Raw genomic sequence first — 19,910 nt, 5'->3', positions numbered from 1 at the left:
GGTGAGACAAGGTTTATCGCTTCTTGGTGCCAGTCCGTTCCGAGATGAATACAGCGAGAATAATGATTCCGCCCGTGATTATTCTCTGAATGTAATTCTGCACACCCATCAGGTTAAGGAAATTACTCAGCATTGCGATCACCATCGCGCCAAACAGAACCAGCATGGGCTTCCCCCGTCCTCCGGCAAGACTTCCTCCACCGATAACGACTGATGCAATCGCGTTTGTATCGAAACCCGTACCCGTCGAAGGGGAACCAGATGCCAGCCTTGATGCAAGCATAATCCCTGCAACAAAGCTGCAAAACCCACTTATTACGTAGACGGACATCGTCATAAATTTGCTATTGATACCCGCAAGGTAAGCCGCTTCCGGATTGCCGCCGAGAGCGTAGAGACTTCTACCATAAGTCGTTTTCGACATAACGAATTGGAATATCAAAGTCATAACAAACATCATCCAAATGGGTATAGGGATGCTTGCAAAATTCCCACGGCCGACCATCAAAAAACCACTCTGGCTCATGTCTATCGAAATTGAAAGTGAGTGACTGTAAAGGAGTTTTATTCCTGTCACAATCAGCATCATGGACATCGAGGCTATGTAAGGTGCCAGACCCATGTACACAACCAAAAATCCGGTGAACGTACCAACCAGAATTCCGATAACAAGTACCAATAAGGAAGCGCTGAGAGCACCCATGCCGTCTCTAATAAAGCCCGCCACCAACACCCCAGCTAAACCAGCGGTTGCCCCGACAGAAAGATCAATGCCCCCTGTTAAAACAACAGCCAGCATCCCGATACTGATGATCACATTTGCTGCCGCTTGCCTTAACATATTTTGAATATTGGCACCTGTCAAAAAATTTTGGTTCAAAAAACTGAATACAACTATTAACAAGGCAACAACGATAACCAGGAAATATTCTTTGGCAAGGTGGCCAAGTCTCTGCCTATCCAGTGTTCTGCCGGCATTACTTTTCACCATAATCTTTTATCTCCAAATTCCATTCTTAGATGTGATACGTTCATCACTTCATGCCTCAGCCAATCATTTGCTTAAGCAATGTTTCCTCCGAAGCCTCGTCGCCAGTGTAATTGGCGACGATTCTCCCCCTGCTCATAACGGCAATGTTATCACTTGTACTCAGCAACTCAGGAAGTTCCGATGAGATGATAATCACGGACCCTCCCCGTGAAACATAGGAACGGATCAGTTTGTGGATCTCCTGCTTTGCGCCCACATCAACACCTTGCGTGGGTTCATTGAAAACGATAATCTTTGCATTCGTCAAAAGGGCACGCGCAATCATGACTCTTTGCTGGTTGCCTCCTGACAAAGACAGTGCCTGCTGTCTCAGTGTGACGTATTTTAGATTGACATCGGAGGCAGCTTTCTCGGCCAATCTGAAATCCTTTCTTGCATTCATGATGCCGAATTTGGAAAATCTCTTGAAAGACGAAAGTGTCATGTTAAAATTCAGCGACTGCCTTAAGATCAAGCCCTCAAGAGTTCTTTCTGCCGGCAATACTGTTATGCCTTTGTTGATCACTTGTTTTGGACGTTTTGGAACAAAACTTTCCCCGTTTAGAATTACTTCTCCCGATTTTATTGGCGTTGATCCCGCGATGACCCTGGCTAAGATGTCTTTGCCACTTCCTAACAATCCTGCAATCCCCAGGATTTCTCCTTTTCGAACTTTAACTGAAACGTCAGAAATCGATTCATCCGCTGTGGTAAGCGATTTGGTTTCAAATACCACCTCACTTGTTGAGAAGTCTCTGCTTTGGCGTTCGCGGATAATGTCTCTCCCAATCATCAGACGAGTCATCGCTTTTTCGTCAAGAGCTGCCGTTTCGAAGGTTCCGACACCCTGACCATCCTTCAGGATCGTAACCCTGTCAGTTATTCGGAAGACCTCTTTCAGATGGTGAGAAACATAGATGATCGAGTAGCCTTCATCTTTTAACCTTCTCAGCGTAGCAAATAGATTGTCGACTTCGCTAAAAGAAATAGCAGCTGTAGGTTCGTCCAAGATGATGATCTTTCCCTTGAGTGCAATCGCCCGCGCTATTTGAACTATTTGCTGCAACTGAGGTGACAAATCTCGAATATTCAAGGTTGTATCGATGTCGAAATTCAACCAATTGAGAACTTCATTTGCGATTGTGTGGATTTTTTTCCAGGAAACCATTGAACGGCTGCCAGAATACAAACCTAAATTGCCTACACAGATATTTTCGGCAACGCTTAAGTTGGGGAACAGAGTTTTCTCCTGGTATTCCATACAAATACCTTTGCTCTGTGCATCGATCGGATTTTTCAGATGAACTTTTGACCCCTCCAATTCAATTTCACCATTGTCAGCAGCATAAACGCCAGAGAGAATCTTCAATAACGTAGTTTTGCCCGCTCCGTTTTCACCCACCAAACCGTGGATCTCGCCCCGGCGCAGGGAAAAAGAGACATTATCCAACGCTCTAACACCCGGAAAATCTTTAACCAAGCCCGTGACCCGAAGAATAACGTTGTCAGTTTCGTGGGTTTCTGTTGTTTCAGTTTTTTCAACAATTGGATTAAAAGCACCCATTCTAAACTCACTCCATTTACCAAAAATTTTCCTTTTGTTGTCTCTCCTCGAAGTCAATATCAGTTGGTTAACAATCGAGGTGATGCCAAATAGATGGGACCCCGTCAGTGCTTCTCTTTCAGAAGAACGCCGCTATGCAATTAAGAATACCCTCATGCGAGATCCATTTGAACGCTTCAAACGGAAGAACCCCATTCGACCCGGCTGAATCGAGAGCAGAAACGGATGCGATGTGTTTCAACCGATGATCTCACGAACTAACATCATGATATGGGCGAAACGATGATGACATCATCGTCTCGCCCATCACATAAACGTTTCTACTCACCTGGTTCTAAAAGATTGAATCAGGATCGTAGAATTCATCTATGTTTTTCTTCTCCACAACGGTCGGCGTCGTAAAAATGATTTCAGGAATTTCCTTGCCGTTCAGATAATCATGGGTAGCTTGGACGGATACCGCTGCCAACTCAACCGGTGAATTTCGTCCTGTAGCGGTTGTATAGCCGTCACGTATCAGTTCGTACATCTCTTTAAGACCATCAACACCCAAAATCATCTTGCCTGTGATGTTGGCGCTTTCCATTGCGCGGAGGGCACCGATGGCCATATCATCGTTTTCGCAGTATACGATGTCAAAGTCACCGTTTGTCCGTGTGATGGCGTCTTCCATGGTTTTATTTGCAGGTTCACGTGCATAATCACCCCAACCATGGTGAACAATCCTCAAGCCCGTTTGCGCAAATTTCTCCAACTGTTTTGCGTGGAAGCCTTCAATGAAACCGTGACGCCTCTGACGACTGTCGATACCGTTCGGATAGCCACTGATTACGACCACTTTAACCTCAGGCGTATTAAACTTATCCGCCGCATACTCGCCCAATTGGTACCCAAGCATGACGTTGTCACAAATACAAGTTGCTATGCTGTATCCGGCCTCAGCCACAGGGATATCCACCGCCATCACCGGGATACCGGCATCTCGTGCAGACAGTGTGACCGGCACAATCGCATCACTGTCATACGGATTTACAAGAATTATATCGACCTTTTGCGCAATCAGATCTTCAACGTCTGAAGCCTGCTTTGCCGCATCTCCCTGAGCATCGAGAACAACGAACTCATAGCCCAATTCTTTGAATCCTCTTTCCAGTTCATCTGAAATGATCTGCCAGAAGGGGCTGCCGGCTAGCATCGCAATCGAAAAACCGATCTTCTTCCCTTCCCCACTTTCTCCACCTGAAGGAGATTCGGGCTTCTTAGTGTCTTCCGCAGCAGGAGGAGCGTTACCAGATTTATCTCCTTCCATGCTGCATCCAGTTAATACCAACCCCATCGCAAATATGAGTGTCACGATCAACACCATGAATATTTGCAGCCTAGACTTCTTCATAGAAACCTCCCTTGTGCCTTTCTTCTATTACGCCCTTAGAGCGTAAACCACTATTTCAGTTTCCGGTCCCGAAAACCGGCCCATAACGATTAATTCTCAGCAACTCAAGAAAAAAATAATATTGTTTAAACTTCAATACCAATCGGCTGTTCCAGCTCAATAACGTGACAGTCAATCGTGTAGGCAGAAGGGGACAGCAGAACCACTCCTGCAGCCACGTCATCTTTACCTACAACGAACCCGGCATGATGAAGCACCCGGCGTTTTACGCGTGCATACCACCCCGCTGGAAGCCGAAAAACTGCAAAGCTTTCCGGAATCGGTTGGTTTGTTCTGGACACAAGGCCAACGTGGAAGACCACCTCACAGCCAAAACCGCCAAACACTTCTTCGCATTCATCGTGATATTCAGTTACTCCAAACTCCATGGGCCGCCACTTGATGCGGATACTGGACATGCTTCCAATTCGCCCGCCAACTTGATACATCATGCGATCGGGAGTGAACTCGATTGTTTCATCTCCCTCATATCCGTTCATTGGATTTATAAACGATCCATAAGGGGCGAATGATTCAACCGTCAATTCCTGTGCCTTAATAATCATAATCATTCATCTCCGATACAAGCTCTGTAGAATCCTTCAATTAACAAGACCGCTGCTGCTCCTCCCGGGTCTTCCAGCCCAATGGTTTTTTCTCGAAATACAGCTGCCTTGCCGTGCTGGCTCATTAAGTTTTTCGTACGTTCAAGACTCTCCTTCGATACCTTATGAGCAATTTCCATCAGTTCGCAAATATCCTGGCTCCTGGAAGATTGTACGGCACGCGCAACGGGAAAAAGTACGTCAAGAAGCGTTTTGTCCCCTTCCTTCGCTTTGCCACGTTCCTGGATGGACCTGGCCATCGACATATACATGAGCCCCACGTCAGAAAAATCCAAGTATTCCTTTTGACCTATTTCCTTGCCTACACCAATAAAGGCAGTTGCCATCAGAGAGCCCATCGTTGAAGGTGCGGCTTTCGCTATGGCAAGCCCAATCTTTTTGAAGGATGTGGAGATGTCATCATCCTCAAGCTCCAGTGCGCAAGTTTTTGCAGCCGCAAAACCTTTGCTCATTGTCAACCCCAGATCAGCGTCACCGATCTGGCTGTCCAGCTCGATGAGTCTGAACTTATTCTCATCCATCAAGGTGCTTGTGATGACTACGGCCCTCGTCAGATCATCCCTGGTGAAAATTCTCATTATTGTTTTTCTCCCACCTTCTAATCTTTGAGACCAGCCAAGGTAATGAAGGGAGTGTTGGCAGGCTTAACCAGCAAGCTCTTTAGCTCTTCATCGAGCTTGAAGACCGATATGGAGAAGCCCATCATTTCCATGGATGTCGCATACTCGCCGACATAGACAGAATGCTGTTTAATGCCACGGTCACGGAGCATCTCTGCTACCTTGGAAAAACAGATGTACAATTCTTCTTTACAGGTAGCCCCCAGGCCATTCATCAATATCGACACCTCATCACCAGACTCAAGACCCAAATCATCCATGATAGGGGTCAGCATCTCCTTGACAACTTTGTCGGCCGATTCGAGTTTCCCCCGACGGACACCGGGTTCTCCATGGATGCCCATCCCAATTTCCATCTCATCATCACCAAGAGTAAAGGATGGTTTCCCAACTTCAGGAACAATACAGGGCGTAAGTGCTACTCCCATGGTTCTTACATTTGAACTTGCCTTGTCCGCAACGCGATACACTTCATCGAGTGTAGCGCCTTCATTTGCTTTTGCTCCAGCCACCTTATAGACGAAGAATATGCCAGCAACCCCCCGCCGCTTACCTTCCTCTCCCGCAGGCGCACTCGCGACATCGTCTGCACCGAGGACAGTTTTGGTGACGATACCTTCCATTTCAGCCATTTCACCAGCCATGTCAAAATTTATGATATCGCCCGTGTAGTTGCCATAGATGTACAGGACACCCTGGCCTTGATGCGCCGCCTTCGTTACCTCTAAAACTTGTTCGGCGCTCGGGGATTGGAACACCCCGCCAACAGCACAACCGTGTAAAAGACCATTACCCACATAGCCTAAAAATAGGGGCAGATGACCTGAGCCACCTCCCGTTACAATGGCAACTTTATTCTCCTTTGGCCTCATGGTCACCAGGCATCGCAAATCATCCCCCACCATGGTCACTTCATCTGGATGTGCTGCATATATGCCTTTTAGCATATCGTCGACAAAATCTTCAGCTTTATTCATAAATTTCTTCATTCGTATCAAACCTCCTCCACTCAAATCCCCAGATTCACTCGGCCAGTCACCACTGGTGACTGGCCGAGTATACATGCCTCAAATTTATCCGATGCCAAATAATTTCTCGCCCTTTGTCAACACCCTGTCAAAACGCCTGAAAGCTTCGTCCATAACATCATCCGGCATGTTTAAAGCTGGAATCATTTGTGTTCTGTTGTGCCAGTAACCACCTTTTTCAAATGCGAGACCTTCTGCAACACCCTCATCGCGGACAAAAGTTGTGAAATCTGCAGCAGGTTCCTTCGTTTTTCTGTCTTTGACATACTCAATTGATAGATACAGTCCCATATGATCGATATACCCAATGCTCGGATGTTTATCCTGTAGAACCTTCCATCCTTCATAGAAACGATCACCGATGCGATTGACTTCTTCCAGGAACGCCGGATCCGTCACAACATCCATTACATAGTTGCCAGCTGCACATGCCAGCACGTTTCCAGCCTGCGTTGACACGTGTGCACCGGGACCCCATTCTGTGAGAATCTCGCTTTTAGCGATAACTGCTGAAATGGGCAATCCACCACCCAGCGCCTTGGAAGTAACAATCATATCGGGCTCGATATCCGAATATTGGTAGGCCCAAAGCTTTCCACTCCTTCCAAGTCCGGCTTGAATTTCGTCTGTAATCAGCAAAATACCAAATTTGTCACATATTCTGCGAAGTTCCTGTAAATATGCTTTGGGAGGGACATAATACCCCGCTGAACTTTGGAAAGGCTCAACAAGAATCGCCGCAACATTGCAAATGCCACTATACCCGTCCGCCCAAGGCGTTTCCTTACCTTCAAGTGCTCTTTCGAGATCCCTGATCGATTCCATTCCAAAGCCTGAATATTCTTCATCCCTCGAACGATATTCATGCGGGAAATAGAATTGTCCAACATGAGGATCGGGCGCTACAGGATAAAAATACGGTTGCATTCCACCTTTCCCTGTCAAACCCATTGTTCCGTAAGTAACCCCGTGGTAATCCCCATGTGCCACAAGGATATACTGCCTGCCCGTGTAGTAACGAGCTGCTCTAACGGCGAGCTCAATCCCGTCTGATCCGGTAACGCCAAAAACCACCTTGGTGTCCTGGCTAATGCCTGAATGTTCTCTCAGCTTTTTGCCTAACTTAACTCTTTCAGGATGAAATAGATCAAAATAATGGGTAAGCTTTGTTGCTTGATCCTGAATAACCTTGGTCAATTCTTCTTGACAGTTACCAAACTGACTTACCGAAAAACCGGACAGCAAATCAATATAGTCTTTGCCATCGACGTCATAGATGACAGAGCCTTTGGCGTATTCAATGATGGGAGGCACACTCCATAAAAGCCAACCCATCGCACCGTAGGACTCATTCTCTAAGGCTTGCCTTGCCAATTCCTTCCCTTTTGGGCCGAAAGGGGAATCCTCAATGCGTTGGAGCATTTGCTCCTTTGAAACCCGCAATTTCTCTCTTTGCTTGAAAGCAACACCCCTAAGATTCTCGATGTTCGGCATAGTGACCTCCTCTTTGTGTTTGGTAACAACATTAGTCATGTCGAGTACCCGCAGCAACGCTCTCTGCTGAATACCGCAATTATGCCGTTAAGTCTAGACTTATGCTAAAAAAATGTCAACTAGAAACCGCCGTATTTGGGAGATAGCACAATAAATCCGATCCAATGGCAAAGTAACTGGAATCGGCTGTTCGTTGCTAGAATCCTGACCTTCGAAACTAAACACAAGCAAATGTACTATGCAAAAACTACTAATCGGCATCGGCGATCACGGACCGGATCTCACCTCGCTTCCTGTGCTTGCGGCCAAGTTCCAATTCTAGTGCTTGTTCGATCTCCTTGATGTTGTTGCCAGTGAAATGGAAGGTGTAGCAGTTTTCCGGGACATGGCTGCAGGTGAATTTTCGAAACAAGTCCGGCAAACCGAAGCTTTGAAAAACCTGCGGACCACCCGCGCCTTCGAGTCCGGCCCGGTTCAGTTTGAGCTCCAGAGTTCTTAAAAGGACAAGCGCCACAAAGCAGGTCAGAAAATGCACCTCAATATATGATTCCAAAGACACGTGGACTGGCCGTGTCCTCAATTCCGACTTGGAGATCTTGAATATCTCCTCGATCTTCCTAAAATCGTGGTTAAGTCGGATCGCTTCGCTGTCGTCAAGATCGAGCTCACTTGTCACGATGGCGTAGTGGCCGTCCTGCCAGGCCTCCTGTTTAATCTTTTTCTTATTCAAGATAAAGCAGGGTCTCGGGTTCGACTATTTCACCATCCTCGATTTACTCAAGGCTCTTGATGTAGCTTGCGGCACCTTTGTTGATGGCTCACATGAGAAGTTGTGGGCTCTTCAAAAGCCGCCTGGCTTTGGCAAGAACGCGGGCCCGCTTATAGGCCGCTTTGTCCGCGTAGTCCTGGCTGTAAAAAACCACCTGCTTTTGATGGACGGAGAGTTTTCCTTTTCCTATGCCGGTTGGTTAAGGTAGTCTTTTTCGGATAGATCCTCGATTTGGCCTTGCCAGACTCCCCCTCTTTAGGTGGCCTCCTTGTTCAGGACAAGCTGCTGAAATTCCCGGTCGGCTCCGCAGATGGACTGGCTGTGGATGTAACCGTTGCCGGGCCAGCTGCTTGTTGATGTTGTCCCCGCAATTCATTCTCTTGTCGGCGGCGACCACAACGCGGCTCCGGTTGTAATCTTCCCGGATCCGGTTCTTGAGAGGATACAAGGATAATTTTTCGCTTGAGTTGCCGGGGAAAAGATGATAGGCCAAAGGCAAGCCCTGGCTGTCAAAAAAGCTGCGCATCTGAAGGATCGCAGCCCGAATGGCGGGCGATTTAGACATCCGGTGGGTCTGTTAACTTAGAACTGCTTCACAAGTCGGGAGGAAAGAAACCCAGGACCGGACGATTTTTTTCAGTTTGTTTCGCATGACCGGCATCCCTTCTGTCTGCCGCGGCGATCGCCGCTGATTCGGCACTATTCTACCACTCCCTTTTGGTAAGATGATCTTGAGACTCTCAGGTGAGGAGGCCAAAAGGATGATCATTGAAAATCCACGTGACCTGCCGAAAGTAGATCAACTGCTGCGTGATTCACGCCTTGATGCCGCAAGGGAATCGAACGGCTATCATCCGGTAAGGGAAGCCGTGCGCGGGATCCTCGAGGCCGCACGCCATTTTCTCACAAAAAAGGCGGATGATCCCCTTGCTGACGCTGCCTACATTGAAAAAGCAGCTGGGGCAGATTGCCAGGCAGCCGGGAGTATCTTGCTGTCCGAAGAGGTCCTCCTCCGGGCCATTCTTTTGAAAATTGAAACCGAATCAAAACCCGGGATCAGGAAAGTCATCAACGCCACCGGTGCCATCCTCCACACCAATCTCGGCCGGGCACCCCTCGCAAAAGAGGCCCTTGCAGCCGTCCAGCGCTGCAGCGAAGGTTATGCCTCGCTGGAGTTTGATCTTACAGAAAACAGACGCGGTCAACGAACAGCTCCCCTGGAAACCCTGCTCTGCCGCCTGTTTGATGTTGAGGCCGCAACAGTGGTCAACAACAATGCGGCTGCCGTCATGCTGGCCCTATCAGCTTTGTGCCGGGGCCGGGAGGTCCTTGTTTCCCGCGGCGAACTGGTGGAAATCGGGGGGAAATTCAGGGTTCCTGAAATCATGGAGGAGAGCGGCGCCATCCTCCGGGAGGTTGGCACCACCAATAAAACCCGCCTGGCCGACTATGAGCGCGCCATCAGTGATTCGACCGCAGCCCTACTAAAAGTTCACCGCAGCAACTTCCGGATTTCAGGTTTCACCGAGGACGTCAGCGATACGGAGCTCTCACAGCTGGCCCGCTGCCATGGGATCCCCTTGATTTATGACTTGGGGAGCGGCCTTGTTTCAGAGGAACTGTCGGCCCTGCTTCCTGATGAACCGACTGTCCGTGGAGCCCTTGCCTCCGGCGCGGACCTGATCTGTTTTTCCGGTGACAAGCTCCTGGGAGGTCCTCAGGCCGGCATCCTCATGGGCCGGGCTGACCTGGTGGGGAAAATGACCGCTCACCCCTTGATGCGGGCCTTTCGCTGTGACAAGATGACTCTTGCTGCCCTTGAGGCGACCTTGGCACTCTACCTGGATCCCGACCGGGCAAAAGAGCGTATCCCCCTGCTTGTTTCAGTCCTTTACAACAACGATTCGCTCCGCCAGCGAACGGAAGAAGCCGCTCTGTCTCTCTCGGGGCACGGAATCATGGCAGAAGCCATCCCTTCCGAGATCATCATGGGGGGAGGGTCGGCGCCGGAAATACCCTTGCACTCCTGGGCCCTGGCGGTCAGATCCGGCACACGGTCAATCTCCTCACTGGAACAGAACCTGCGGGCCTTTGACCCTCCCATTCTCTGCCGCACCACACTTGATACCCTCCTGTTCGACTTGCGAACCCTTTCCGGGGAGGAGGAACGGCTGCTCCTTTCCGCCCTGGCCCGCGCGTTCAGCGAAGAGACGGATCTGCCATGAAGCATGTCATTATTGGCACAGCCGGCCATGTCGACCACGGCAAGTCTTCCCTGATCCTCGCCTTGACCGGCCGCGACCCCGACCGCCTGGCAGAGGAGAAAGAGAGGGGCATCACCATCGAGCTGGGCTTCACCTGGCTCGACCTTCCCGATGGCTCGCGATCGGGCATCATCGATGTTCCAGGACATGAAAAGTTTGTCAGCAATATGCTGGCGGGGGCGGGGGGGATTGACCTGGCGCTTCTGGTCGTTGCTGCTGACGAGGGAGTGATGCCGCAGACACGTGAGCACCTCGGGATCCTGTCCCTCCTCGGCATTCCCCGCGGTGTCATCGCGTTGACCAAGTGTGACCTGGCCGACGAGGAATTAATTGAACTTGTCGAGGAGGATCTCAAAGACTTGGTCCGGGGTACTTTCCTGGAGGACGCGCCCGTCATCAGGACGTCCAGCGTATCAGGAGAGGGCATTGAGGCCCTCCGGGCAAGCTTGTTCGGATTAATCGATGTCAGCGGTCATACCAAAGACAGCCTTCCCTTCCGGCTGCCCATTGATCGCGTTTTTTCACTTGGCGGTTTCGGAACCATCGTAACCGGCACCCTCATCGAGGGGATCATCCGGATGGGCAGCCAGGTGGAAATCATCCCCGGGCACCAAGTCGCCCGCGTCCGGGGCATCCAGGTCCACGAAAAGACGGTGGATACCGCTTGGCCCGGCCAGCGTGTCGCCCTCAATCTGACGGGAATCAAAAAAGATGATCTGACACGGGGAGACACGCTGACAGCGCCTGGCAGCCTCCAGGGGAGCCGGCGGTTCGATGTCTCCCTGACGGCGCTCCCCGGCACGCGCTTCCCCATAACCAATAAGATGCGCGTCCACCTCTTCCTCGGTGCGCGTGAAATGCTGGCCCGTGTCGTGCTGCTTGACCGCGACCTTCTGGAAGCGGGGGATGAAGGGCCTGCCCAGCTCTGGCCTGAAGAGGAGGTCTTTGCCAAATATGGCGACCGTTTTGTCATCCGTTTTTACTCACCCCTTGAAACGGTGGGGGGCGGCGTCATCGTTGACCCGCTTCCGGCCAGGAGGCGGCGCATGCGGGAGACCACCCAGGAAGAATTTGAAATCATGGCGGGCAGCGACCGGTCAGCCCGCCTCCGTCTGGCGATCGGTCTGGGGAGCGACAGGCTGGCTTCTCTGGAGACAGCCTTCTACAAGGCAGGGATCAGGGCCGAAGAAGCTGATGTCCTGCTCGAAGGCCTGCTTGCAGATGGTTCAGTTGTCCTTCTGAATCAGGCTGTCGCGGTCAGCAGCGAAGCGCTGGAAACGCTTGGGAAGAAAGCTGCGGCCCTCCTTGGCGATTTTCATGGCCGGCGCCCGCTTGAACAGGGCATGCGACGTGAAGAATTGAGAACCCGGCTTATGCCGCGCACAGAAATCCATCTGTCCGATCTTGTCATCGACCGGCTCTGTGACCGGCAGATCCTTGACGTATCCAAGGGACTGGTTTCCCTTCACGGCTACACGGTTTCGCTTTCCAGCGAAGAAGTGGAAGCCGCCGAAGAGATGGAAGAAGCCTTCCTGCGGGCGGGCTATTCCCCCCCCGATCCCGGCCAGCTTCCACTTAAAGCGGGCAAGCGCGTTGACCGGGCGCAGATTTTGTCCCTGCTGATCGATCGGGGAAGCCTGGTCCGGCTCACTCCCCAGATCCTGATGCATCGGGAAAAGGTGGATCAGGCATGGGAGATCGTCCGTGCCGCCATTGAAAAAGAGGGACAGATTACGCTGGCAGAATTTCGCGACGAGCTTGAAAGTTCCCGCAAATTCGCCATGGCACTTCTTGAGTACTTTGACAAACAGAAACGCACCCGCCTGACAGGTGAGGTTCGCGTGTTCTTCACCTAGGAAGGTCGACCTCATGCCGGATGTCAGTCCCCGCCTTATCCATCACCGGGATCCCGATCAACTGACTCGCCGGGTATTTGAAGAACTCAGCCGGCACCGTTTGGCCTGGCCTGACCACCGGGCTTTCGTGATCGTGCCCGAAACCATAAAGGCTGACATGGAGCGCCGTTATATCACCAGCCAACAGGCCGGCGGCCTGATGATGGCCGAGATTCTTTCTTTCAGGCGCCTGGCAACCAGGCTTTTTAACGAATCAGGACGTCAGGCGGCCAGGGTTATCTCCAGGGCAGGCAAGGCCGTTTTGGCTCAAAGGGCGCTTCTTGACAGCGCACTTGGCTTCCGCCGTTTCAACCGCCTTGCCGGCAAGCCCCGCTACGCCGCGGAATTGGTCAGTGTGCTGGGGGATTTCCACCGTTATGGCATAACAGCTGCGGATCTGCGGGAAGCAGAGAATGAAAAGGGTGACGGAGGCTGGGGCCGGACCAGGGCCGACAAATTCCACGATTTCGCCCTTCTCAAGGAAACGCTGGACCAGGAGATGCAAGAGCGGAAGCTGCAAGACCCTGATCAGGAACTGGGCAGCCTGGCGGAATTGCTGAACGCGCAGCCGCTTTCGCAAAGGCTGGGTTTTCTTGGCCGGACCCACGTCTGGGTTCTCGGCTTCGGTAACAGCCGTGATTTTACCTCCCAGGAAAAAAAGGTGCTGGAAGCCCTTTCCAATGTCGTTGCCTCCCTGACCATTGCGGTAGCTTACGACCCGTCCTGCGAAGATCAACTGGCCTTCGGACATGGCAGGGAAACCCTGCTCTCCTTGAACAGATCTTTCCCCGGATCAAAGCTGGAGGCGCTGCCGGCAGGCAAGACTTCCCCGGAACCTGAATACTATTTTATCCGGGCCATCGACAGACACGAGGAAGTGCGTTATGCAGCGGGCGAAATACGAAGGCTTCTGCTAACCACTGATTTGCGCCGCAAGGACATAGGCATTGCCCTCTGCGAGACGGATACTGCACCTGCCTTTCTTGAGCCGGCTTTGGCGGAATATGGGATTGACGCTTACATGGACGTGGGAAGACCGCTTCATCACAGTTCTTTCATCCGCTTTCTGAGAGCCTTTCTCTCGCTCAGCAAGCACGATTTCAGCCTGGACGATTTGCTGAATTACTACCGCAGCGGACTTTCCGGCATGGACAGCGAAAAAGTTGATCTTTTTGAAAACACCGCACTGGCGTGGGGCTGGCGCAGCGCCAGCACTCTGCGCAGGATCCTGGCAGAAATCGGGAATGGAACAGAACCCCAGGCCTGGATCGACCCTTTGACCCCGGGCGGAGAGGCCGTCCAGTCTGTCCTGAAAGATCTGGAACAGTTGCTCCGGCAGGCGGCGGCCTTGCGGGAAGCCGCGACAGGCAGGACCAAATGCGCCTTCCTGCTTGATTTTCTGACTGGAGGCGATCGTCCTTTCAATGAACGCGTCGAAAAACAAAGGGACTTACTGCTGGCTGATGGCCATGGAGAAAATGCCCGGGTTCTTGTTGCCTCATGGAATGCCACCCTGAATTATCTGGAGGAAACTTCAGAGCTCATGGGTGAGGCAGCGATGGCCCAGGAACATTTTTCTTCCATGCTGCTTGCGGGCATTGAAGGCTTAACCCTGGCCTCTATTCCATCGGGAATCGATCTGGTAAGGGTGGGATCCTTGGCAGAGATGGCCGGCTGGCCCTGCCGGGTCTTATTTATCCTCGGCGCCACTGACTCCGCCTTTCCTCCAGGACCCGGCCAGGAAGGGTATCTGCTGGATGAGGAACGTGCATTCCTGGCTGGCCGGACAGGCAAAGCTTTTCCCAGCCGGAAAAAAGATCAGGCGGCCAGGCAGGCCTGGCTGATTCATTCACTCCTTTCAGGGCCTGATCACTCACTTTATTTGTCAGTACCGACCCTGGGCAATGACAGCGCCCGGCTTTTTGATGAATGGTTGTCAGAAAAAGACGGTCACAAAATCACCCTGACCAAGCAATCCAATGACCCGGATGTCCGCTGGTATGCGCCGGGAGCGGCGGTTAACAGGCTCCGGTGGAATCGCAAGGCCCCTCCTGACTGGCAGAAGGCCGTGGCCCGCTTGACAAAAACCCTTCCCCGGGTCCTTGAACCAGCCGATCGCATGGCCGGATCTTTTTCAATTCCCCGGCCTCTGGCCGAATCAGTTATGGCCGGACGTGAAGGTGTCAGCGTCTCCCTGATTCAGCTCTACAATGCCTGTCCCTTCCGGTTTTTTGCCGAATACCTGGCAGGAGCTTCGGAACGGGTCATCTCCGACGACCTGGCCAATCATCAGGGAACAATTCTTCACCGCTTGATGGAATTGGCTGTGGATGATTTAATCCAGCTTCTGGCAACTTCCGCGGAACTTGATCAAGGGGCTGTCATGCTGAACTGGCAAAGTCAGCTGACCGGCCCCTATATGCGAAAACTTTACAGACAGGCCGCCGAAGACAGGCACCTGTCCTGGTACAAGGATCCGCGTCTGGCCGGAGGAATCGGTGAGCGGATGATCCAACGCGCTGCCGACAACCTGAGAGTCCTCGCTGATTTCAACATTCCGGGCGGCTTTCGGCCGGTTCGCCTCGAATGGTATTTCCCCCAAAAAGGGCGCCCCGCCTACCAGTTAACAGCGGGGGAGCACGATTTTGTCTTCAGGGGCCTGGTCGACCGGATCGATGAAAACCCTGACGGCCTGATCCGGCTCATCGACTATAAGCGTTCTGCCAGAGAGTTTTCCTGGCTTGGTCTTTACGACGGCACCGATCTCCAGCTGCCCCTATACAAACAGGCTTATGAGACAGCTTATCCGGGGAGTGTGATTGAGGGACTTCTCTTTGCGGGCTGGGCGGCGTCAAACCTCTATGAACTTTCTTCATTTCAGCTTCCGCCCGGCCCCGGCGGGAATGACGGCCTCAAGTCACTGACCAGGCAAATGGCTGTCTGGGAGAACGACCATCTTGAAAAAGTGGCAGCTTTCGCTGAAAAGAAAGCCATTGAAAGTCTGGAAGCCATCCTGGGCGGGCATTTCCCCGCAAATCCCGCAGTCAGGGGGGGCGGCCAGAATCCCTGCACCTTCTGCCCTTGGCACGCGGCCTGCGGTTACGACCGCCGCCTCAGCCGGAACCGGCCAAAAGCCTCTGACAAAAGCGAAAGCGACCGGATCCGCCGGATCATACTTGAAACGGACCATTGACCAGCAGAAATCAGGGGCCCGTTTTGGTGGGCCAGGGATTATCTTTCATAAAAGTCAGATAGGGCTCATTGATTTCGGCCCATTCCTCGTCGGACAGCAGATCCTTGTAATAATCCGAATCAATGATGACCCGCGCGGTATCGTAGCGCAGCTTGACCTCCCGGTTGATGCGATCGATGTAGGCGGCCTGATCATCCAGCTCCTGGCCCGGGTGAAGGGTGAAGGTGCCGGTCGCTGCATCGTAGCGTCCTTTCTCCGTGATCCAGCTGCGGCCGAGGAAAATTGCCAGGGCCTCCGAATCGGAAAAAATGTCGCGGCCTGACAGGAACCTTGAATCGTAGGGAACGCCCATGTAGTTATAAATGGTTGGCAGAAGATCGAGGCTGGTACAGTATTTATCGACCACCTCCGGCTCGATCCCGTCGTGGTAGAAAAGGGCACAGCTTTCATAGATGTCAAAGACCTTGTCAAGACTTTTCCCGGCCAGAGCCTCGTAGCTCGAGTGCTCCTCAAGGGCGTAGGGATAGTGGTCGGGATTGATGACGATCAGGGTTCTGTCAGCGATGCCGGCCTCCCTCAGCTGTCGCAAAAGGCTGTCCATGGCCAGCTCCAGCTCATAATTGGCGGCCAGGTAGGCAATTCCCTCGTGGTGAAGATCCAGATGTGAAAAGGTGTCCCAATGGCGGGTTGCCATGGCATTGCCCATCTTTGTCCAGTTGGCATGGCCGCTGACGGTCAGGTAGTAGACATGGAAGGGCTCCTTGTCCACAAACTCAAAGGCTGTTTTTTCGATCATCTCCAGATCAGATTCCGGCCAGGTCCGCTTGACATCCAAACCGTGCCCCAGCCCCCGGTAATCGTAGCCCAGATTGGGATGGGACAGATCGCGCGCATAGTAGTTCCAGGTGTGGTTGTGCCAGGCATAGGTCTGATAGCCCAAACGTTCAAACATCCTGCCCGGCGCCATGGCCATGTCATTTTTGTGGGCTTCCTTCAAGGTCCAGACGCCCTGCTTGGGAATCATGCCGCAAAGTCCGGCGTATTCGCCATCCAGGGTGGATACTGTCCATACAGGGACGTAAAAGTTCTCGAAATAGACCCCCTGATGGTACATGTGCCAGAGGGTTGGTGTCAGTTCTTCATCAATGCAGTATTTTGAAAAACTTTCGGCCGTGACAAAGATAAGATTGAAGCCCTTTCCCCGCCCGGTATGATCGTTGGTATAGGAAGGCGCTGTCCTGGAGAAAACCAGATCCAGGTAACGGACCAGGTCGGCGCGTGTTTTGCCCATCAGGATGGGCGACGAGTCATTCTCGGGTACATAACCCTCGAGCCGGGTATCATAGTCAATGGGCAGGATGTTGGGAATGTGCGGAATGATAATCGCCGGATCTGTGGCAAGCGGATCGCTGGCCCCTGGAAGTTCCGTTTCAGTCACCTCGGGTGGGTCGATTGGATCAGGGATCAGGTCGTCCGGTACCAAGGCACTGCGCGGGTACACCATATGACTGATGTCAACCCCCATGGCAGAGAGCAGGCCAAACTGATTGGTGCCCGAGAGGATTTCATTTTCCAGGAAATAGTGCTCCCAGGGGCTGTTCAGGGACCGATCGGTCGCCATGACCCCTACTGTGGTTCCGAATAGGACAAAAGCTGCAGCCAGTGCAGCCAAAACTTCCTGCCATTTCTTCCCCTTCCTGGCACAGTTGGCATCAATACGTTTTTTTACAAATACGTAGTAGATGGACAGGGGGGAGAGCATGACAACGAACCAAGGAGTGTTGCGGAGAACCTTGATAACGATATCTTCCATGAATTGCAGGATCTGGCCGCCATGGCCGATCGAATAAACAACAAAAAAGGTCCGGAAAAACTTGTAGTAGACCAGTTGGGCCGCGTAGACAAAGGGGATAATGAAAAGCAGGGCATAAATAGCCGCAGTGCGGGCTTTTGGAGGCAGGCTCCTCAGCAGTGCTGACAGGATCACAGCCCGGACAAGGCAAAAGAGGGTCAGGTAGAGAAGACCGATACTGAAAAAAGGGCCATCCAGATTGATGCGGAGAACCAGCTCGCTGATCAGCTGAGAACCGAACAAGAGGAGCATCAAATGAAAACTGCAGGGCAGCCGCTCCCCGAGTCCGCCCTCATCCCGATCGGCATGTTTCGCTCCGGATTCTGCAGCCCATGAAACGAAATCCGGGCGGCTGATGTCCGGCCGACGGATCTTCCTCACGTCCGGTTGATTGGATGCAAGACTTACCGCCTCATCAGCCGGTTCATGATGCACCGGGACAGGATGCTCCCGCTTGATCCTGTCATCTGATTGAAAACTCATCCAAGAGCCTCCTGTCAACCCCGGATAACAGCTGTCTTTCTTGAAACAAGTTTTTCGCCTCCAGGCAAGACACTACCCGATCATGATAGCACAGCGACTCAGGGAGTCGGCAGGGAAACCGCGTCACCGCTGACCACCTGATCCGGAACCGCAACATCAACAATCAGTACATGATCCCCGCCGTAGCGATTTTTGAATTCAGTGATTACATCAAGTTCAGCATCACCGTGCATAACCAGTTTAATTTCCCGAAAATCTTCCACATCAGGGCGATCGTACATGATTTCATCAATCAGATAGAGGAGATAAAGCGTCGATTCTACCTGGTCTCCCCTTTCATAAAAAGACTGGTAAGGAACCGTATCCAGACAGACACCGCTCACCGCTGTTTTGTAAAGAATCGCAACGAAGTTGCGGGCACGGTTGGCCTGGTTGTAACCGTAGAAGATGCGCGTCACGCCGGTCAGATGGTCGTAATCCCAGCTGCTGACCGGCTCTCCTGTTTTGAAATCATCATTCCAGTAATTCATATCCAGCCGGCTGGTCATATCCTTTTCAAGCCAGGGTGCAATTTTTTTGAACAAAGGCATCAGATCCACGCCATCCAGGTTCCGGGGGTATTCCTTCAGTCCGCTGACCCGGTACTCCCTGGTCGTGGCTTCAACTTTCAGGCCACGTTCGGCAAACCAGCCCGCGTCAACCATGGCTTCGACCCTGACAAGTTCTCCGTTCGAAAGGCCCCTGGACGGAACGGCGGTGAAACGGACGGGCGTTTCCTCCTGAGGGCCGCCCTCCACCCAGTCAGCCGGCAATCGGGTGGTGTCAAAAGAGAGAATCCCCTGGTCACTGACGCCGTCAAAGATTAAAACCAGGTCTTCAAAAAGATCAATCTCGGTCATGGGCGGAAGCCCCTTCACCTCAAACGATAACGTGGTTTCGCGCGCAATCCTTCCCTTGGAAGTCAGGAACAGGTTATCGGGAATCACCTTGAGTTCAACCCAATCGCCATTTGACAGATTCGCGCTGCCCTGGGTGAAGACAAATTCGAAACCCTGCCTGAATCGGTCGACATCGCCTGACAATACCTGGGAGCAGCGACCCTGCCCATCGTAGCCCGAAAAGGCAAGGTCCACACCTTGCTCGATGGGAATGGGAACCGCTTCCTCGAGGCCTTCAACCTTGTACTTGAACCTGACATTCCGGAAACGAAGGCCCGCCTCTTTTGCCAGCTGACGGTCATAATCGATGCGGATGAGCACTTCATCCCCGTTTTTCAAACCGGCCCTTTTATCGGGAGTAAAGACCAGTGAACTGAGTACCGCCTCACGTTGGAAAAGGCGCTGAAAACCTTTCTCATCAGACTCTTCAAGTCTGGCCGATTCCTGCTCAAGCCAGAAATCGATCCGTGCCTTGTCTGTCCCGGCAAAAAGGCTGGCGAAACCGTCGGCCCCGGTGACCCGGACCATGGCCAGCTCCCTGACGTCAATAGACTGAGAACCGCACGACAGCGTCAAAACCAGGACTGCAGCCAGGATCAGGATTAAGACAACTGTGCGTTTCAAAGCGCATCCCTCCACTTCCGCCAAACCTGGGCGGGCTCCACTATTGTCGGACATTTTGATTCTTCTTTCAAGTGTCCTTCCCCCGGGCCCGCCGGCCC

General features: G+C 52.2%; 13 protein-coding genes. 3 read left to right on the top strand and 10 right to left on the bottom strand.

From position 1 onward, the window contains the following. Window positions 1-13: 13 nt before the first annotated feature. From GX839_01940 to GX839_01905, 8 genes are all read right to left on the bottom strand, one after another. Window positions 14-991, bottom strand: coding sequence for an ABC transporter permease (locus GX839_01940; protein NLB04229.1), 978 nt, complete (start codon window positions 989-991; stop codon window positions 14-16). 55 nt (window positions 992-1,046) lie between these two features. Continuing rightward, window positions 1,047-2,594 carry a sugar ABC transporter ATP-binding protein gene (locus GX839_01935; protein ID NLB04228.1) on the bottom strand — a complete coding sequence of 516 codons (1,548 nt, stop codon included), beginning with the start codon at window positions 2,592-2,594 and terminating at the stop codon, window positions 1,047-1,049. A 334-nt stretch (window positions 2,595-2,928) separates the two neighbouring features. Then, entirely contained in the window at window positions 2,929-3,987 is a 1,059-nt protein-coding gene (locus tag GX839_01930; protein ID NLB04227.1) for a substrate-binding domain-containing protein, read from the bottom strand. Window positions 3,988-4,112: 125 nt separating this feature from the next. Further along, window positions 4,113-4,592: a hypothetical protein gene (locus tag GX839_01925; protein NLB04226.1), complete on the bottom strand. Its 480-nt coding sequence runs from the start codon at window positions 4,590-4,592 to the stop codon at window positions 4,113-4,115. A 2-nt stretch (window positions 4,593-4,594) separates the two neighbouring features. Further along, the gene (locus GX839_01920) at window positions 4,595-5,230 is read right to left on the bottom strand and encodes a dihydroxyacetone kinase subunit L (GenBank protein NLB04225.1); all 636 of its coding nucleotides are present in this window, start codon (window positions 5,228-5,230) and stop codon (window positions 4,595-4,597) included. A 20-nt stretch (window positions 5,231-5,250) separates the two neighbouring features. Next, the gene (gene dhaK, locus GX839_01915) at window positions 5,251-6,261 is read right to left on the bottom strand and encodes a dihydroxyacetone kinase subunit DhaK (GenBank protein NLB04224.1); all 1,011 of its coding nucleotides are present in this window, start codon (window positions 6,259-6,261) and stop codon (window positions 5,251-5,253) included. 84 nt (window positions 6,262-6,345) lie between these two features. Beyond that, window positions 6,346-7,794 (bottom strand): aspartate aminotransferase family protein, encoded by a 1,449-nt coding sequence (locus GX839_01910; protein ID NLB04223.1) that lies wholly within the window; start codon window positions 7,792-7,794, stop codon window positions 6,346-6,348. Between the two features lie 250 nt (window positions 7,795-8,044). Next, window positions 8,045-8,524: a hypothetical protein gene (locus tag GX839_01905; GenBank protein ID NLB04222.1), complete on the bottom strand. Its 480-nt coding sequence runs from the start codon at window positions 8,522-8,524 to the stop codon at window positions 8,045-8,047. An 800-nt stretch (window positions 8,525-9,324) separates the two neighbouring features. On the opposite strand from GX839_01905, the gene GX839_01900 reads away from it, so the two are divergent. The 3 genes from GX839_01900 to GX839_01890 are packed head-to-tail and all read left to right on the top strand — an operon-like array spanning window position 9,325 to window position 15,915. Then, entirely contained in the window at window positions 9,325-10,788 is a 1,464-nt protein-coding gene (locus GX839_01900) for an L-seryl-tRNA(Sec) selenium transferase (protein ID NLB04221.1), read from the top strand. After that, window positions 10,785-12,683 carry a selenocysteine-specific translation elongation factor gene (gene selB, locus GX839_01895; GenBank protein ID NLB04220.1) on the top strand — a complete coding sequence of 633 codons (1,899 nt, stop codon included), beginning with the start codon at window positions 10,785-10,787 and terminating at the stop codon, window positions 12,681-12,683. The genes GX839_01900 and selB overlap by 4 nt, the downstream gene beginning before the upstream one ends. A 13-nt stretch (window positions 12,684-12,696) precedes the next feature. Continuing rightward, window positions 12,697-15,915, top strand: a complete 3,219-nt coding sequence (locus GX839_01890; GenBank protein ID NLB04219.1) for a hypothetical protein — start codon at window positions 12,697-12,699, stop codon at window positions 15,913-15,915. Between the two features lie 10 nt (window positions 15,916-15,925). On the opposite strand, the gene GX839_01885 is transcribed toward GX839_01890, so the two are convergent. Both GX839_01885 and GX839_01880 read right to left on the bottom strand, forming a co-directional pair. After that, window positions 15,926-18,250, bottom strand: a complete 2,325-nt coding sequence (locus GX839_01885; GenBank protein ID NLB04218.1) for a sulfatase-like hydrolase/transferase — start codon at window positions 18,248-18,250, stop codon at window positions 15,926-15,928. Between the two features lie 98 nt (window positions 18,251-18,348). Next, entirely contained in the window at window positions 18,349-19,812 is a 1,464-nt protein-coding gene (locus GX839_01880; GenBank protein ID NLB04217.1) for a hypothetical protein, read from the bottom strand. Window positions 19,813-19,910 lie beyond the last annotated feature (98 nt).

This window comes from Fastidiosipila sp. (genome assembly GCA_012511175.1).
Classification (GTDB): domain Bacteria; phylum Bacillota; class Clostridia; order Saccharofermentanales; family DTU023; genus UBA4923.
Note: the sequence above shows the minus strand (reverse complement) of the source record. Positions and strands in the feature narration are given on the sequence as shown.

Excerpts from the sequence above, each read along its gene's own strand:
- GX839_01940 (NLB04229.1), bottom strand. The coding sequence starts at position 991 with ATGGTGAAAAGTAATGCCGGCAGAACACTGGATAGGCAGAGACTTGGC.
- GX839_01935 (NLB04228.1), bottom strand. The coding sequence starts at position 2,594 with ATGGGTGCTTTTAATCCAATTGTTGAAAAAACTGAAACAACAGAAACC.
- GX839_01930 (NLB04227.1), bottom strand. The coding sequence starts at position 3,987 with ATGAAGAAGTCTAGGCTGCAAATATTCATGGTGTTGATCGTGACACTC.
- GX839_01925 (NLB04226.1), bottom strand. The coding sequence starts at position 4,592 with ATGATTATTAAGGCACAGGAATTGACGGTTGAATCATTCGCCCCTTAT.
- GX839_01920 (NLB04225.1), bottom strand. The coding sequence starts at position 5,230 with ATGAGAATTTTCACCAGGGATGATCTGACGAGGGCCGTAGTCATCACA.
- dhaK (NLB04224.1), bottom strand. The coding sequence starts at position 6,261 with ATGAAGAAATTTATGAATAAAGCTGAAGATTTTGTCGACGATATGCTA.
- GX839_01910 (NLB04223.1), bottom strand. The coding sequence starts at position 7,794 with ATGCCGAACATCGAGAATCTTAGGGGTGTTGCTTTCAAGCAAAGAGAG.
- GX839_01900 (NLB04221.1), top strand. The coding sequence starts at position 9,325 with ATGATCATTGAAAATCCACGTGACCTGCCGAAAGTAGATCAACTGCTG.
- selB (NLB04220.1), top strand. The coding sequence starts at position 10,785 with ATGAAGCATGTCATTATTGGCACAGCCGGCCATGTCGACCACGGCAAG.
- GX839_01890 (NLB04219.1), top strand. The coding sequence starts at position 12,697 with ATGCCGGATGTCAGTCCCCGCCTTATCCATCACCGGGATCCCGATCAA.
- GX839_01885 (NLB04218.1), bottom strand. The coding sequence starts at position 18,250 with ATGAGTTTTCAATCAGATGACAGGATCAAGCGGGAGCATCCTGTCCCG.